Source organism: Paenibacillus sp. 01T443 (assembly GCF_056398325.1).
Map to the genome: position 1 here is coordinate 229539 of NZ_JBFTPE010000011.1, position 16284 is coordinate 245822.

The 16284-nt window shown below is 51.3% G+C and carries 12 protein-coding genes; 2 read left to right on the forward strand and 10 right to left on the reverse strand.

Annotation, left to right across the window (positions count from 1 at the left end; translation table 11 throughout):
• Positions 1-59: 59 nt before the first annotated feature.
• Positions 60-1958: a putative bifunctional diguanylate cyclase/phosphodiesterase gene (locus AC1DLI_RS22250; RefSeq protein ID WP_477606525.1), complete on the reverse strand. Its 1899-nt coding sequence runs from the start codon at positions 1956-1958 to the stop codon at positions 60-62.
• 144 nt (positions 1959-2102) lie between these two features.
• The gene (locus tag AC1DLI_RS22255) at positions 2103-2489 is read right to left on the reverse strand and encodes a DUF423 domain-containing protein (RefSeq protein ID WP_477606527.1); all 387 of its coding nucleotides are present in this window, start codon (positions 2487-2489) and stop codon (positions 2103-2105) included.
• Between the two features lie 64 nt (positions 2490-2553).
• On the opposite strand from AC1DLI_RS22255, the gene AC1DLI_RS22260 reads away from it, so the two are divergent.
• A complete protein-coding gene (locus tag AC1DLI_RS22260) occupies positions 2554-3057 on the forward strand; it encodes a hypothetical protein (RefSeq protein WP_308996874.1) in 504 nt (167 codons plus the stop codon).
• Positions 3058-3128: 71 nt separating this feature from the next.
• Here the strand turns inward: AC1DLI_RS22260 and AC1DLI_RS22265 are convergent, their stop codons facing one another.
• The 4 genes from AC1DLI_RS22265 to AC1DLI_RS22280 form a co-directional block, all read right to left on the reverse strand.
• Positions 3129-6221, reverse strand: coding sequence for an AAA family ATPase (locus tag AC1DLI_RS22265; protein WP_477606530.1), 3093 nt, complete (start codon positions 6219-6221; stop codon positions 3129-3131).
• On the reverse strand, positions 6218-7393 hold the full coding sequence (locus tag AC1DLI_RS22270) for an exonuclease SbcCD subunit D (protein WP_477606532.1): 1176 nt from the start codon (positions 7391-7393) through the stop codon (positions 6218-6220). The genes AC1DLI_RS22265 and AC1DLI_RS22270 overlap by 4 nt, the downstream gene beginning before the upstream one ends.
• Positions 7394-7597: 204 nt before the next feature.
• Positions 7598-8725: an alanine dehydrogenase gene (gene ald / locus AC1DLI_RS22275; RefSeq protein ID WP_477606534.1), complete on the reverse strand. Its 1128-nt coding sequence runs from the start codon at positions 8723-8725 to the stop codon at positions 7598-7600.
• Positions 8726-8747: 22 nt separating this feature from the next.
• Positions 8748-10220, reverse strand: a complete 1473-nt coding sequence (locus AC1DLI_RS22280) for a CoA-acylating methylmalonate-semialdehyde dehydrogenase (RefSeq protein ID WP_477606536.1) — start codon at positions 10218-10220, stop codon at positions 8748-8750.
• Between the two features lie 100 nt (positions 10221-10320).
• On the opposite strand from AC1DLI_RS22280, the gene AC1DLI_RS22285 reads away from it, so the two are divergent.
• Positions 10321-11940, forward strand: coding sequence for a PucR family transcriptional regulator (locus AC1DLI_RS22285; protein WP_477606538.1), 1620 nt, complete (start codon positions 10321-10323; stop codon positions 11938-11940).
• On the opposite strand, the gene AC1DLI_RS22290 is transcribed toward AC1DLI_RS22285, so the two are convergent.
• From AC1DLI_RS22290 to AC1DLI_RS22305, 4 genes are read right to left on the reverse strand one after another with little or no spacing between them, the layout of a single operon-like run.
• Complete coding sequence (locus AC1DLI_RS22290) at positions 11937-12149, reverse strand: hypothetical protein (RefSeq protein WP_308996868.1); 213 nt, start codon at positions 12147-12149, stop codon at positions 11937-11939. The genes AC1DLI_RS22285 and AC1DLI_RS22290 overlap by 4 nt on opposite strands.
• A 19-nt stretch (positions 12150-12168) precedes the next feature.
• A complete protein-coding gene (gene hydA / locus AC1DLI_RS22295) occupies positions 12169-13608 on the reverse strand; it encodes a dihydropyrimidinase (protein ID WP_477606540.1) in 1440 nt (479 codons plus the stop codon).
• Positions 13609-14913, reverse strand: a complete 1305-nt coding sequence (gene preA / locus AC1DLI_RS22300; RefSeq protein WP_477606542.1) for an NAD-dependent dihydropyrimidine dehydrogenase subunit PreA — start codon at positions 14911-14913, stop codon at positions 13609-13611. It lies immediately after the preceding gene.
• Entirely contained in the window at positions 14906-16279 is a 1374-nt protein-coding gene (locus AC1DLI_RS22305) for an NAD(P)-dependent oxidoreductase (protein WP_477606545.1), read from the reverse strand. Before AC1DLI_RS22305 ends, preA begins: the two co-directional genes overlap by 8 nt.
• Between the last annotated feature and the right edge of the window lie 5 nt (positions 16280-16284).

Genomic DNA, 16284 nt, shown 5'->3' on the forward strand with positions numbered 1-16284 from the left:
GCGTCAAAATGCATAAAAAACCGTTCAATTGACTGTTTGACAGTCAATGAACGGTTTTTTTATGCATAACCCGGTGTGAGCATCTGTTCAATATTTTCACTTGATACAGGCGGACTCCAGAAGTAACCTTGCATTTCATCGCATTTGTGCTTTCGTAAAAAAGCCATCTGTTCTTCTGTTTCAACGCCCTCTGCTATAACTTGGATATTAAGGTTGTGGGCCATCGCAATAATAGCCGCAACGATTTCTGCATCACTCGGATCCTGCTGAATATCCCGTACGAAGGAACGGTCGATTTTCAAGCGATCAATCGGGAAATTTTTCAAATAATGAAATGAGCTATAGCCGGTACCGAAATCATCGACGCTAATATTGACGCCTAAATCCGTTAAGTCTAATAAGCATCTGGATACATGGCTGACATCCATTGTCATGGACTCTGTAATCTCTAGATCGAGGTATTTAGCATCGAGGCCCGTCTTCTCCAGCACGGCGGATACCTTGCTTGCCAAATCATTTTGAACGAATTGTCTAATCGATAAGTTCACGGAAACGGGTATTAAGGGCAGCCCCGCATCTTGCCATGCTTTGTTTTGACGGCATGCCTCTTCGAGTACCCAATCGCCGATTTGCACGATCATACCGCTTTCTTCTGCTAATGGGATAAAGTTTCCTGGCGGGATCATGCCTTTTTGGGGGTGATTCCACCGCACAAGAGCTTCAACACCAACCATTGTCCCTGATACTAAGTCATATTGGGGCTGATAATGCAGGATAAACTCGCTTCGCTGTATGGCGCGGTACATTTCATGCTGAAGGGTAAGCCGTTCAAGCGACGAGTTGCTCCAGCTGTCCGAATACAGCATGCAATCATTTTTCCCGCTTTCCTTTACCTTTACGAGTGCCATATCGGCTTTCTTAATTAGCGCGTAACTATCGTCATTCTCATCACGGTTGGTAACCAAACCGATACTTGCAGTAATATGTAGCGGAAAGCCGCTTAATTCATAAGGTTCTTCGATTGATTTAAGAAGCTGCCTCGACAATTCGAGCAAATGCTTCTCCGATTGCAGGTTGCAATATAATAAGGCGAATTCATCGCCTTCCATTCGGGCTGCAAAATCATTGTCCGAAAAATCACGGTTCAGCCTCTCAGCGACCTGCATCAGAAGAATGTCGCCGAATTCGCGTCCGAAGGATGCATTGACAAGCTTAAAGCGATCCAAATCCAAATAACAGATGCCTACAACCCGCTCCTCTTCCTTAGCTCTAGCAAGCGTTTCGGTCAGCTTCATTTGAAACAATGTGCGATTGGGCAAGCCGGTCATGTCATCGTAATAAGCCATGTAGCGAATCCGTTCTACGTTCCGTTTGCGATCGCTTAAATCCTGGCTAATGATTACGGTGCCGATAACTTCATCCTCTTGCAGCATCGGTGAGCAAACGACTTGGAGCTCTAACGGAAAACCGGAACCATGGGTAATATTAATATTGATCTGCTTCGTTTCGCCTATCAGCGCCTGCTCGAACGTTTCATTCAGCAATGGCCGGCTTCCAGGATCGACGATTCTTAATATCGGCTCGCCAATAAGCTCCGTTCGGTGATAGCCGAGCGTGCGGCTCGAAGCTTCGTTCATCTCGATTACCATTCCGCTTTTATCCAGGACCGCCAGGGGTACTGCGTCAGAGCGAAGTAAGGTTTCAACAATAGCAGTATGGTAGTTTTGGAGGTTGAACGTCTCACTTCGTTTTATATAAACAATTACTGCGGTTACGAATAACGACGCCGCAATGGCTGCAGCCGTCCATTTATACATCGTATTGGAAATAAGCAAAAAGGATACGGTGATCCAAACCAGCGCGAGTGCTGCCAGAAGGCTGCTAATCATCAATGATCCGTTAAACGTTTGTTTGAGCTGCTTTGTTTTTTCAGGAAAACCATCCATCCGTTTCGTCACGCACAAACGTCCTTCCCCTATTTCGAGTCAAGTGAGTGTTCGCTTTATTATAAACGATGTATGCCTTCTGGTATAGAAATATTTACTAAACCTTATTATTTTTTCATTGCATAACAGATATTTATGACTTCATTCCTTTTAATGTCATTTTGTAATCTTCATTTTTTTATACGCTGCAATTATTACGCATGTCCAGCCCGCAAGGATAGCTACGCCGCCTATAGGCGTAATCATGCCTAGCTTGCTAAAGCCGCTAACCGCAAGGACATACAGGCTTCCGCTGAAAATGATCATGCCCGTTAGGATAAGCCTTCCGCCGTTTAATGCCAGCTTGCCTGCTTCAATCTGCTTGGCAAATAGAGCAATGAGCATTAATCCGAGGGCGTTATACATATGATATCTAACGCCCGTTTCGAAGATATCAAGGTAATGCTCAGTCAATTTCTGTTCTAATCCATGTGCGCCGAAAGCACCCAGAGCGATCGCTATTGCAGCGTTTATTGCGCCTATTGCAAAATATTTTGGAAACATGTAGTTTTCAACCCTTTCAAATTTGTGTATAATTTTACCGTAATTAGTAAAGGAGACGATAAATATGGAAAATGAATCAAATAACTTTGCCAACCAGCCTTCCCAGAACGAACCTTACGGAACGAAGCCGATTTTTTCAAACGAACCTACGCTCAATAACGGTCCAAAGAAGCAATCTGGGCTTGGCATTGCTGCTTTCATCATTGGTTTGGTTTCGGTCGTGTTGCTAATTATTGCATTCGTTTCAGGCAGCAGCTTCGCTGATCAAATTGCGGATTCCAATCTCACCTTAGCTGATCCAGAGGATACCGCGGCATTTCAAGCATCGATCGAAGCACTCGGAGAAACCGTGCTCGCTTCTTTTGTAGTAGCCATCGCATGTATCTTTGGGGCAGGCTTCATCGCGTTTATTGCCCTTATTCTATCCATCGTTGCTGCTTGCTCCAGCAAGCGCCGCAGACTATTCGGCGTGATCGGCATCGTACTTAATGTTTTGGTTATCGTCGGTGCGATCAGCTTGTTTTTTGCCGGCATCAGTGCCATTGCAGCAAACGTTGCAACATTATAAATCCTTATTCATAAAGTCTGCTTCTGCCGCTTTCAGGCGCTTGAAGCAGACTATTTTTATGCTCTGATATTTTACCTCACTATCATTTTCGTGCGGCTGAAGCCTTCTTTCGTCTTGTTGACCTCAAGGCAGGCTGGGAATGCGTCCTTCAGTTCCTGCACATGCGATATGACTCCGATCATTCTTCCTGCCTTCTGCAGATCCACAAGCGCAGTAATCGCCTTTTGCAGCGACTCCTCATCCAGAGAACCGAAGCCTTCATCAATAAACATCATTTCAATCGTTACGCCGCCCATATGGGACTGTATGACGTCAGTCATGCCTAGCGCCAAGCAAAGTGATGCATTAAATTTCTCGCCGCCGGATAACGTTTTTACATCACGGTTTTGCCCTGTGTAAGCATCGTAGACATCTAAGCCCAAACCGCTTTGTTTGCCCCGATTTTCTAGACGATCGCTTCTTTGCAAAGAAAACTGACCGTTTGATAGATCATGCAGACGGGCATTGGCAGCGAATAGAATTTGCTCTAAAAACTCAATGAGGATATACCGCTCGAACGAAATTTTGAGTGCATTATCGCCCTTCAGCATATGGAATACATCCATAACCTCCTCAAGCTTAGCTTCAAACATTTTCACTTGTCCATTGGCCCGTCCTATTGATGCCGCTAGGCGCTGAGCGACTTGAGCGGTTCGCACCGCTGTCTGTGCCGCAGCCATTACTTGCTCCTGCTGCTGTTTGAGCGCCGAGAGCTCCTCTTGGAGCTGAACAAGCACCACTCGCGGTTTGCCAGCCAGCTCCATTTGGAGATCAGTCAATTGCTGCATCAGTGCTGAAAGCATCGTTCGATAAGACGCAATATCTTTCCTTAGGCGCTCTCTTTCGATCTCGCCCATAACAGCATCCTCATAATGCCGAACCGTACTAAAGCCCGCTTTCAAAAGCTCTTCCAGCAGCCTCTGCTCAGCAAGCTGTTTATGGTTCTCCGCTTCCTTCAACTGGCGCTCTGCTTGATCTGCGTAAGCTCTTTGCTCAGCAAGCTTCGTAGTCTTCCGTTGAAGCTCCTCCTGCACAGAGACCCAAGCTGCTGTCATTCGATCCGAGACGGCTTGCCGCTCATTCAGCTTGGCTTTTAGGCTCTCCGGCGTTCGAATCGCCTCAGGTATACGAACCAGCTCCTGCTGCAGCGCTGACTGCTGTGAGGTTCTTTCAATCATAAGACGCTGCCTCTCTTGCTGAAGCTGGTCTTTTGATAGCATATATTTCTCCAAAAGCTGCTCCTGGCGCTCAAAGAGCTGCTTTAACTCCGGCAGCTGCTTCGCTTTCAAGATCAGCTTATCGGTCTCATCCTTTAATACTCGCCATTGCAGCAGCAGCTGAGATCGCTGCTCTTCCAGCTTCACGGCCTGCAATCCGAACTCAGCCAGCTCTTTTGCCCCTTCCTCCCTTGTGGCTCTTGCAGCTGCCGCCTGCGCGCGCGCTTCCAGCCATTCGCGCTCTACCGCGGTAAGCTGCGCCTTTGCCTCTTGGAGACGCTCCCTGGAAGGAACTTCAGCAAGGGTATTCGCCTTAACCTTATGTTCTTCGCTGCCGCATACCGGACAAGGCTTACCATCATGCAAATGAGCGGCAAGCAGCGATGCCTGCCCTTCAATCCAAGAAGACTCAAGCCGGTCATGCTCTTCCTTTGCTTTGGTAAACAATTGCGCGAATTCCTTCTCAAGCTGTCCGATGCGCGTCATTTCCTTCTCTACGTCGACTAAACGCTTCAACTGCTTCCCTTGCTGCTCCACGAGGCGAAGCTTGTCCAGCTTCTCGGCCAGTTCAGCCGTTTCAAGCTCCGTTTCTTTGATTTGAGCATACGAGGCTTGCCGTGCTTCGCGGAGCTGCATGAGCTCGGCCTCTAAAGCTTCCTGCTTAACGGTGCATCTCCGTTCCTCCTGCACAAGCTTATCAATAGCCTGCTGCTGACCTGCAAGCGTCCTTACCGCAGGCACAAGCTCCAGCAATCTGGTCAGCTCCCGCTCAGCTTCACGGCGCTCCTCTCCGCGCTGCTCCTCTGCAGTATACCGTTCAGCAGACAGTACATGCTCACGCTCAGCAGCTTCAAGCTCGGCGCGTCTGGCAGCCAACTGATTTTCCTTTGCGGCCTTATCCACCATCGTCCGCTCAGCTTGCTCCTTGTATGGAGTCAAAGCAGCAGCCTTCTCCGCAAGCTCGAGACGCTGTTCCTTATCTGCATAATCCAGCTTCTGAACATCCAACTGCTCGAGCTGAGCCTTCTTTCGGTCATGCTCCTCATGCTTGCTATTAAGCGCCGCGGCTAATCGGAGCTTCATCTCCTGCGCATCGAGCTGAACCGCGATCGCTGCTTTCTGGTCTCCCGCTTCAGCTGCAAGCTGATTATAAAATACAAATTCCTGCTCCAAGGCCTCTGTCACTTGCGCGGCGCTGTAAACCTCTTGTTTGAGGGTAATCGACAGCGGACTGCCCTCCCGCTCCGGCAGCGCCTCCTGCACTTGCTTCAGATAGGCATTTTCCGTCGCCTTTGCTTCCTTTAGCTGGTCCTGCAGTCCGCGATGCATTTGTTGAAAACGGCCCTCCAGCCGTTCATAAAGCTCCGTTCGAAAAATGCGTCGCAATATTTCTTCTTTATTATCGGTATCCGAAGTGAGCAGCTTGCGGAATTCACCCTGCGGCAGCATCACGATTTGGCTGAACTGCTCCTTAGTCAAGCCGATGATTTGTTCAAGCTTCGCGTTTACGTCTGAAACGATAAAACGGTCGACTGCGGGTATCGCTTCGCCGCTGGTCATCTCGTAGAGCTCGGCTTTGCCTCCGGTTTCGCTTTTGTTCCCGCCCTTTCGGTGAGGCATTTGTCTAATCACCATAAAGCTTCTGCGGCCAACCGCAAACTCGAAATGGACGGAGGTATGCGTGTCTTCCGCCGCAAAATGGCTGCGAAGCATTCGAGAATCAGCTCTGTCCTCACCGCTAGCAGCCCCATAAAACGCGAAACATATCGCATCGAAAATCGATGTTTTGCCCGCTCCCGTGTTGCCGGAGATAACGAATAAGCGCCGGTGCTCCAGTAAGCTGAAATCAATCGTTTCCGAATCCCGATAAGAGCCAAACGCCGTCATTGTTAGCTTAATCGGCCTCATATTGCGCCACCCTCCTCACGCAGCAGCTCTGCGTACGTATGCGCGAACAGCTGTTTTTTCGTTTCGGAAAGCGGCTGTCCCTTGACCTCTTGATAAAAGGCGGCAAACAGCTCAACCGGATCGGCTTCCCGCCTTCTTGCTGCGCTGCTTGGATCTGCTGCCGATCCGTCTGCGGATGCGGCGCCCGCAAGCGCTGTGCGGCGCTCAACATGGAGCGCATTCGGATAGACCGCCCTTACTTTTTCCATGGGAAACAAGACCGGATTATCATTAAGCAGCGTAACGAATACATAATCCTCATTAACCTCGTGCTTCTCTATTTCCTCTATCGACGCAGCGATACGGCGCATATTCCGAAGCGGCTTCAGCTCACGTTTCTCGATCGCAGCTGTGCCGGTTTCATCGAGCTCGATCACCAAATAACCCTTTATGTGGTTTTCCTCTGAGATTGAATACTTAAGCGGTGAGCCCGAATACCTTATCGTATTGTCCCGAACGAAATGCGCCTGATGCAAATGACCGAGCGCTGTATAATGAAAACGCTCAAAATAAGCTGCGCTCACATGCTCGGCTCCGCCAACGGACAACGGCCTTTCGGAATCGCTCGTATTTAGCTCCGGCTCGCCAGTTGCCGTCACAAAAGCATGCCCGATGAGCACATGACGTGCTGCGGGGACCATCGACGCTTTAATTTTATGCGTTATCACCCGCATGGCGTCATCGTGTGATTTTATCGAATCGTCGTTTAACTCATAGCGCACCAGGGCAGGGTCGGCATAGGGCACTAAATGAAAATGCACCTCGCCAAACTCGTCGCGAAGAACGACCGGTTCCATATCCCCGCGCAGCTGTCCAGCCAGATACAAACCTCTATTCTCCATCATCTTTGTGCCGAAATTGATACGGTCCGGACTATCATGGTTACCGGAAATGGCAAGCACCGGCGTTTTCAAATCAATGACAATACGACTCAGCAGCTCGTCCAGCAGCTCAACAGCCTCCGTTGGCGGCACGGCCCGGTCATAGAGATCGCCTGCAATAATAACAGCGTCAGGCCTCTCTGATTCGATTGCCTGCAGCAGCTGCTCCAGCACGTAGCGCTGGTCCTCTGTCATATATACGCCTTGCACGAGCTTGCCCAAATGCCAGTCCGCCGTATGAAATAACTTCATTCGTTCCATACACCCTTTCCTCGCACATCGAAATCTAGTCGAAGCATGCTATTATTCTATCCTTTTATATTACCATTGGTCTAAGCACATCGCATAGTATAGCGCATGCACCTGCAGGTTGGAGCGCAGTAGGTCTACAGCAAAAAAACAGCGACCTTCATCGCTGCAGCTCTCACAGCAAGGAAGGTCGCTGTTTTTTTGAAACTAACCCGATATCGCCTGCAAACATTCACTCAGCTCCGCGCAGCTCAGCCCATGCGAGGCGGCTACCGCCTCGCAGGTAACATGACCTGCTATCGTATTGACTCCTTTGCTTAATGCAGCATTACTAAGCAGCGCTTTCTTCAAGCCAGCATTGGCAAGAGCGAGAACATACGGGATCGTTGCATTCGTCAAGGCTGCTGTCGCTGTTTGCGGCACGGCTCCCGGCATATTGGCTACGGCGTAATGAAGGACGCCGAACTTCTCGTAAGTCGGCGAAGCATGCGTTGTAATACGATCAATCGTTTCGAATATGCCGCCTTGATCAATAGCTACATCGATAACTACCGAACCGCTGCACATTGCGCGAACCGTCGATTCATTTACAAGTTTAGGCGCTCGCGCGCCCGGAATGAGCACTGCACCAATAACCAAATCGGATTGTTGCACCGTTTCTACCACTTGATTCGAGGTCGATGCAAGCGTGTGGACTCTTCCCCCGAATCGTTCGTCTAAATAACGAAGGCGATTGGCATCGGTATCCATAATCGTCACATCGGCGCCTAAGCCTGCCGCAATTTGCGCAGCCCCTGTCCCGACAACGCCGCCCCCGATAATCGACACCCGTCCTTTCCGTACCCCCGGCACTCCGCCTAGCAAAATGCCCCGGCCTCCATATGTCTTCTCCAAAAACTGCGCCCCGATCTGCGCAGCCATACGTCCAGCAATATCGCTCATCGGCGTCAAGAGAGGCAGCTGTCCGCCGGCAAGCTGCACCGTTTCATAAGCGATAGCCGTCACCTTATGGCGAATTAGCGCCTCTGTCAGCTCGGGCTCGGCTGCTAGATGCAAATACGTAAACAAAAGCATATTTTCGTGAAAATAGCGGTATTCCTCCAGCAGCGGCTCCTTCACCTTCAGCACCAGCTGCTTATTCCAAGCATCTTCTGGATAAGGCACGACAACCGCTCCCGCCGCTATGAACTGCTCATCAGCAATGCCTGATCCGCCCCCTGCTCCGCTCTCAATAAACACAACATGTCCATGTCGCGATAATTCATAAACGCCGCCCGGCGTAATGGCGATACGGTTTTCTTGGCTTTTCAACTCTTTGGGAATTCCGATCTCCATCGCAGCTCGCCTCCCCAATCCATTAGAAGTATCTGGACGTAATCATTTTTTTCTTCGTATAAAACTCCACCCCGTCCTTGCCGTTCGCATGCAAATCTCCGTAGAACGAATCCTTCCAACCCGAAAAAGGAAAAAAAGCCATTGGCGCGGGTACGCCTACGTTAACGCCAAGCATCCCGGCTTCAGCTTCCTCACGGAACTGGCGCACCGCCTTTGCGTTCTCGGTATAAATAACCGCCGAATTTCCAAATCTGGAGCTGTTGACGATTGCAAGCGCCTCGTCTAGGTCGGCAGCACGCAGGACGGATAATACGGGTCCGAAAATTTCTTCCCTCGCAATCGTCATATCCGGTTTCACAAGGTCAAAGATGGTCGGGCCAAGAAAATAACCGTCTCCGCTGCGCTCAGCTGCCAATCTGCCGTCAAGCAGCAGCTCAGCGCCCTCAGCCGATCCCCGCTCAATGTACTTCTCTACCCGTGCGCGATGCTCCTCGCGGATGACCGGCGTCAGCGTAACCTCGTCCCGCATGCCTGAGCCGAGGACCAACGCTCCTGCCGCAGCTTGGAGCGCCATCATAAATTCACTGGAATCACCAACCGTAACGACCGCTGAGCAGGCCATGCAGCGCTCGCCAGCGCTCCCGAAGGAGGAGGCAATGATATTCTCGACGGTTTTCTCCACTTGTGCATCGGGCATGACAATATGGATGTTTTTGGCCCCTGCGAGCGCTTGGACCCTTTTGCCGTACGATGAAGCACGCTCATACACATACTTGGCGACAGGCTGCGAGCCAACGAAGGATATCGCTTTAACGCCCTGGCTGCTCGTCAAGGAATCCACGACGGCATGAGCGCCATGAACCACATTTAGGACACCGTCCGGCAATCCTGCCTCCTGCAGCAGCTGCGCAAGCTTATTCGCTGTGAGCGGCGTTCTCTCCGACGGCTTTAGCACGAAGGTATTACCCAGTGCAATGGCAAGCGGGAACATCCAGCAGGGCACCATCATTGGGAAGTTAAACGGCGTGATGCCGCCAGTAACGCCGAGCGGAACACGGAAAAGCTCCGAATCCAGATCGGTTGCGATATTAGCCAGCGTCGCGCCCATCATATGCGTGGGAGCTCCTGCCGCAAACTCCACGTTCTCGATGCCCCGCTGCACTTCGCCGTAGGCTTCCTTGTAGCTTTTTCCATTCTCTGACGTAATGATCTCAGCGAGCTCCTCTGCATGCTCCTGAAGCAGCTGCCAGTAACGGAACAACACCCTTGCCCTGCGTGGAACGGGGGTTTTGCTCCATGCCGGAAAGGCATGCCCGGCGGCAAGCACGGCCGCTTCGACATCAGCCTCAGCCGATAGTGGTACATAAGCAAGCACTGCGCCAGTCGCCGGATTTAACACTTTGTCTAGTTGTTTACTCGTCGATTCCACCCATACGCCATTGATGAAATTACGCAATTTCTGCGTTTCCTGCCCTGCACTCGGATCGATGGCCATCCACTCAGCTCCTGACTGCGTAAATTTTCCACATATTGTTTTGGACATCTTGTATAATCAGTAAAAAGCGTTACAAATCCAGTTTGGACGGTGACTGCCTATGGTAAAGACGGTGCTGCAGCTAACGGTTAGAGAGATTTTGGAGCGTCCCCTATTTCAGAACGCGGAGGCCATCGCCAGCGAAGAAGCGTTGAACAGAACCGTAAAATGGGTACATATCATGGAAGTAACCCAAGTTGGACATTTATTAAACGGCCATGAGCTCATTCTGAGCACCGGCATAGGCTGGCATGATGACGAAGAGCTAAGCCTGTCTTTCCTTCGGCAGCTGATCGACAGCGGAGCCTCTGGCCTATGCATTGAGCTAGGGCTGTACGCCAAGCAGCCCTTTGACAAAATGAAAGAGCTGGCGCTGAGCGAGAGCTTTCCTCTTATTTTTTTCCACGAAGAAGTCCGCTACATCGATATTACGCAGGATCTGCATGCCCACTTCATTCATCAGCATCATCGCATGGTTTCCGAGCTGGAGTCGCTGTCAACGGAGCTCAACCAGCTGCTCCTCTCCGGTAAAGGCTTGATGTCTCTCCTGCGTCTGCTTCATCAAACGACTGGCGCTCAAGTCGCCTTCTTCCCATTAGGCGCCGAAGCCCATTTTATCCCGCATATGCCAAGAGCCAAGGCTGACAGCTTCTATGAACAGTGGATTTACGGCAAAATGTTTGCGGAACCCCAGCAGAAGCGAATGATCGCCCATCGCCCGATTTTGGCTCTCGACCATTTGTTTGCCGATTTGCTGCTGCAAGGTAAGCTTGAGCTTAGCGAATTTCAAATACTAGCCTTAGACCGCGCTGCAACAGCCATTGCCCAGGAAATGATGCGGACCAAATATATGGAGGAGCGGCGCCGCCATAAGGAGGATCTATGGTCGATAGATTGGCTGGGCGGCAAGCATTCCGCCAATGATATCCGGGACTATATCCGCTCCATCAAACCCTCTGCCAAGCTGACAGGCGTAACGGTGTGCCTATTCGACATTGGCGATGCGTCCAAAGCAATAACCGGCAAAGATGACGATACCCTCATCATTCAGAAAAACATGGTTGCCCGCGCTATTTTTGAAGGGGAAGGTTTCCTGCTCCTGCCTCTGGTGCTCCATGACCACATTGTTTTCATCGTGCTCGACCAGCTTGGCGCCGTTCAATTTCAGGAACGGCTGCTGCGCGCCATCGGCCGTCTGCAAAAGACCGAGCAGCATCTAGAGCCTGCCTTTTTCTCCTCGCATATCGGCATCGGCAGTTATATCTCGCAATTAACGAATGTGCAGGAGAGCTACGAGACAGCCAAAGAAACGATCGCGATTCAAAAGGATATTGGTCCGCTACCCTCCCCTTTCTATCATGATTTGCATCTTCATAAAATTATTTATACGCTTAAAAAAGCAGATGCCCTCCCGGCTTTAATGGAGGAATATATCGGCCCGGTAGTCGCCAGCGAYCTGGAAAAGGGCGGACAGCTGCTGCTCACTTTAAACATCTATTTGCAGTGCTCAGGTTCCAAGCAGGAAACAGCCAAAGCACTGTTCATCGCAAGGCAGACTCTCTATCACAGGCTGGATAAGCTCGCTGCGCTGCTTGGCGATAATTTTATGGAGCCCGAAAAAAGATTAACCATCGAGCTTGCGCTTTGCGCTTACCAATATATGCATGGGCCCATCCATTAAGGCGGGAGGGACTGTTTGAGCAGCAGGTTGACAAAATATTTGCGGGCATCCGCCGTTTCAATGAGCAGAGATGCTTCATCTCCTCCGGGATGCTTTAGCTCCAGCCAATCGCCGCTTAAGCCCTCGCGCACACCAGTAATGACATACTGCTGCTTCATATAGGAATCAATCTTGCCTTTCTCTTCGGCATATTGCTCATAAGCGGACATGGCTACCCCTCCTCCTGAGTCACTGCTTTCCCCTCTCTACTGGATCAACTATTTCTGCGGGCGCCGCCGAATTCAGCGGCGTGTAAGGCGCCCTTTTTAAGTAGTTCCCTGCTCCTTGTGAGCCGACGAATTGACGGTCCCGCACCACGAACTCGCCGCGCGAGAGCACGCTTACCGGCAAACCGGTAACTGTCATCCCTTCAAACGGATTGTAGTCCACGTTCATATGATGCGATGCAGCCGACAGCGTCCGCTGCGCTAAAGGATCAAAGATAACGATATCCGCATCGCTGCCGATTGCGATCGTCCCCTTCTGCGGGAAAAGGCCGAACAGCTTCGCGCTGCGCGTTGCTGCGATATCAACAAATTGGTTAAGCGTAATACGCCCTTTATTTACGCCTTCCGAGTACAGCAGCGAGAAGCGGTCCTCAATCACAGGCCCGCCATTCGGGATTTTACTGAAATCGCCGAGGCCCAAATCCTTCTGCCCGTCAAAATTAAAGGAGCAATGATCCGATCCCAGCGTTTGCAGCTGGCCGCTCTTCAGCGCGTTCCATAGCACCTCCTGATGGAAGCTCTCGCGAAGCGGAGGCGACCATACGTACTTCGCCCCTTCAAAGTCCGGCTTCTCCAAGAACGACTGATCGAGCACCAAATATTGCGGACAGGTTTCTCCCCAGACATCTACGCCCTGCATGCGCGCTTCTGCGATCTGCTGCACGGCTTCCGCGCATGTCACGTGAACGACATACAACCTTGCACCGGCAAGCGCCGCCAGCTTTGCCGCCCGTCCCGTAGCTTCCCCTTCAAGGACTGACGGTCTCGTAAGCGCATGATAAATCGGATCCGTATGGCCTTCCTCAAGCGCCTTCTGGATGAGAAAATCAATGACGTCGCCATTCTCGGCGTGTACCATCACCATCGCGCCGAGCTCCTTTGCAGCCAGCATCGTCCGGAATAATGTGCCGTCATCGGCTTGAAATACGTTTTTATAGGCCATGAATACCTTTAATGAGGTAATGCCTTCTTCCTTGACAATGGAAGGAAGCTCAGCCAGCACCTCGTCATTTATTTCCCCGATCATCAGATGAAAGCCATAATCGATCACTGCTTTTCCATCGGCTTTCTTATGCCAGGCGGCAATCGATTCACTGAGCGGTTTTCCTTTGGTCGTTAAGCAGAAATCGACGATGGTTGTCGTGCCTCCGAAGGCTGCGGCGGTTGTTCCGGTTGCAAAATCATCGGCCGTCACCGTTCCGCCAAAGGGCATTTCGAGATGGGTATGCGGGTCAACACCGCCTGGAAACACAAATTTGCCAGACGCATCAATTATTTCATCTGCTTCCGTTTCAATAGCCTTGCCGATCTGAGCGATCATGCCGTTCTTGATCAGCAGATCGGCCGTATACGTATCCGATGCCGTAACAATCGTCCCATTCTTAATGAGCTTCGTAGTCACCTACACCGCCTCCTTTTTATCGCTGCCGTCTGAATCCTTCCCTTTCCCTACTGCAGCAATAGCCGCTTGCCGCTGATTCCAGCTCAGAGGCATTTCGGTCGCCGGGATTTCAATCATAGAAATCGCCCCTTCCACTGGACAAACGATCGAACACAGGTTGCAGCCAACGCAATCCTCCTCGCGCACCTTGAGATACGCAGCGCCGTTTTCGTCCGTATGCCGCTCGATACACTGATGCGAAGTATCCTCGCAAGCAATATGGCATTTATTGCATACGATGCAGGTATCCTGCTCGATTCTGGCGACGACCGCATAATTCAGGTCAAGATCACCCCAATCTGAATAACGCGCTACCGATTTGCCTATCAGCTCATTCACCGATTTGAGACCCTTATCGTCCAAGTAATTGTTGAGACCGTCGATCATATCCTCCACGATGCTGAAGCCGTGATGCATCGCTGCTGTACACACCTGTACGCCTGTCGAGCCCATAAGCAAAAACTCGACCGCGTCCCGCCAGTTCGAAATACCTCCGATTCCGGATATCGGAACGCTGACTAACGGGTTTCGAGCGCATTCCGCTACCATATTCAGCGCGATCGGTTTAACAGCCGGGCCGCAATAGCCGCCATGCGCTCCCTTGCCGCCTACATGCGGAATCGTGTTCCACGTATCGATGTCTACCCCAGCCAGCGAGTTTATCGTATTGATCAGCGAAATCGCATCCGCTCCGCCCCGGACGGCCGCTTTGGCAGTCGCCGTAATGTCTGTAATGTTGGGCGTGAGCTTAACGATAACCGGCGTTTTAGCAACCTCTTTGACCCACATCGTCTGCATTTCAACCAAATCCGGCTGCTGACCGGAAGCGGCGCCCATTCCCCGCTCCGCCATGCCATGCGGGCAGCCGAAGTTCAGCTCCAGCCCGTCTACGCCGATATCCTCGACTCTTTTTACGATTTCATGCCATTTCTCGCGCTTCGGTTCTACCATCAACGATACGACAACCGCATGCCCAGGAAACCTCTTTTTTGTTTCGTATATTTCCTTCAGGTTAACCTCCAGCGGTCGATCCGTAATCAGCTCAATGTTATTGAAGCCCGCCACACGCTGGCCGTTAAAATGTACGGCCGCAAACCGAGAGGAGGTATTAATAATGGGATCGCCCAGCGTTTTCCACACCGCACCGCCCCAGCCCGCTTCAAATGCGCGCTGTACCTGGTAACCTGTATTCGTTGGCGGCGCCGAAGCGAGCCAAAACGGATTGGGTGAAGAAATGCCCGCCAATTGGATTCTGAGATCAGCCATACATTTCCCTCCTCGCTCCGATTGTTTTGTAAATAGATAATGCCGCCAGCTTCCCTTGCTGTGCCGCAGATACGACCATGGCTTCGCCTTGCCCCTCGCCAAAAACCACGTCTCCAGCTGCATATACACGAGGATTAGAGGTTTGATACGTTTCCTTATTGACTGTCACGATCCCCCGCTTATGATCCAAGCCAAGCTGTTCGATCAGCGGCAAATGCCGCGTCTGCCCAATGGCCTTAATGACGGCTTCCACCTCCAGCAGATAAGTGGAGCCTTCTACCGGAACGGGCTTTGCTCTTCCTCCCGCTTCATCTGCTTCAAGCTTCATCACTTGGCATTCGAGCGCCTTAACGTTTCCATCCGCATCCCCGATAATCCGGCTTGGAGCGCTCAGCCACTCAAACTCCACGCCGTCCTGCTTGGCGAACTCGAATTCGAAATCGTATGCGGTCATTTCTTCTTTTGTCCGCCGGTAAACCATCTTCACGTTGGACGCTCCCAATCTGACTGAACAGGTTGCTGCATCAACCGCCGTATTTCCCGCTCCGATTACCGCGACCCTTTTGCCGATAAAATCTGATTTAATTTCGGTTTTGGTCGCTTCTACAAAATCAATCGCGTCATATACGCCAGTTAATTGCTCACCCTCTATGCCGAGGTTAGGCACCTTGGACATGCCGATTGCAAGAACAATAACGTCATACTGCTCTAATAAATCATCAACACCGACATCGATGCCGACCTTCGTGCTCGTCCGAATCTCAACGCCCAGTTTCTGCACCTGTTCGACCTCCCAGAGCGAAATGCGCTGAGGTAACCGGAACGATACGATGCCAAACGTGTCCAAGCCGCCTGCCTGCTCCTTTGCTTCGTAGATCGTGACCGCAAAGCCGAATCGCGCAAGCTCGCGCGCTGCCGACAGCCCTGCGGGACCGCCGCCGATGATCGCTGCAGACTTGCCGTTGCTTTGACCGGCTGTGAACAAATTCTGCTCATTCTTAATAGCCCAATCCGTCGCATAGCGCTGAAGCTCCCCGATCATGATCGGCTTAGAGGAATGGTTAAGTACGCATGCTCCCTCGCATAGCTCCTCCGTCGGACAAACCCGCGCGCAGGTAGCGCCAACGGGATTTGCGTCCATAATGGCGCGCGCCGATCCTTTCATATTGCCGGAAGCAATTTTTTTTATGAAGGAAGGGATATTAATGCCTGTCGGGCACGCCTTGATACAAGGTGCATCATAGCAATACAAACAGCGATTAGATTCCTCAATCGCTTCCTTTGGGCGCATTCCCGCCTTCACCTCGGCGAAGTTCCGCCTCAGCGCATCGACTGGAATAAACGCCGCATTAACCGTCATGCCCATGCCCG

Excerpts from the sequence above, each read along its gene's own strand:
- AC1DLI_RS22255 (WP_477606527.1), bottom strand. The coding sequence starts at position 2,489 with ATGTTTCCAAAATATTTTGCAATAGGCGCAATAAACGCTGCAATAGCG.
- AC1DLI_RS22260 (WP_308996874.1), top strand. The coding sequence starts at position 2,554 with ATGGAAAATGAATCAAATAACTTTGCCAACCAGCCTTCCCAGAACGAA.
- AC1DLI_RS22265 (WP_477606530.1), bottom strand. The coding sequence starts at position 6,221 with ATGAGGCCGATTAAGCTAACAATGACGGCGTTTGGCTCTTATCGGGAT.
- AC1DLI_RS22270 (WP_477606532.1), bottom strand. The coding sequence starts at position 7,393 with ATGAAGTTATTTCATACGGCGGACTGGCATTTGGGCAAGCTCGTGCAA.
- ald (WP_477606534.1), bottom strand. The coding sequence starts at position 8,725 with ATGGAGATCGGAATTCCCAAAGAGTTGAAAAGCCAAGAAAACCGTATC.
- AC1DLI_RS22280 (WP_477606536.1), bottom strand. The coding sequence starts at position 10,220 with ATGGCCATCGATCCGAGTGCAGGGCAGGAAACGCAGAAATTGCGTAAT.
- AC1DLI_RS22290 (WP_308996868.1), bottom strand. The coding sequence starts at position 12,149 with ATGTCCGCTTATGAGCAATATGCCGAAGAGAAAGGCAAGATTGATTCC.
- preA (WP_477606542.1), bottom strand. The coding sequence starts at position 14,913 with ATGGCTGATCTCAGAATCCAATTGGCGGGCATTTCTTCACCCAATCCG.
- AC1DLI_RS22305 (WP_477606545.1), bottom strand. The coding sequence starts at position 16,279 with ATGGGCATGACGGTTAATGCGGCGTTTATTCCAGTCGATGCGCTGAGG.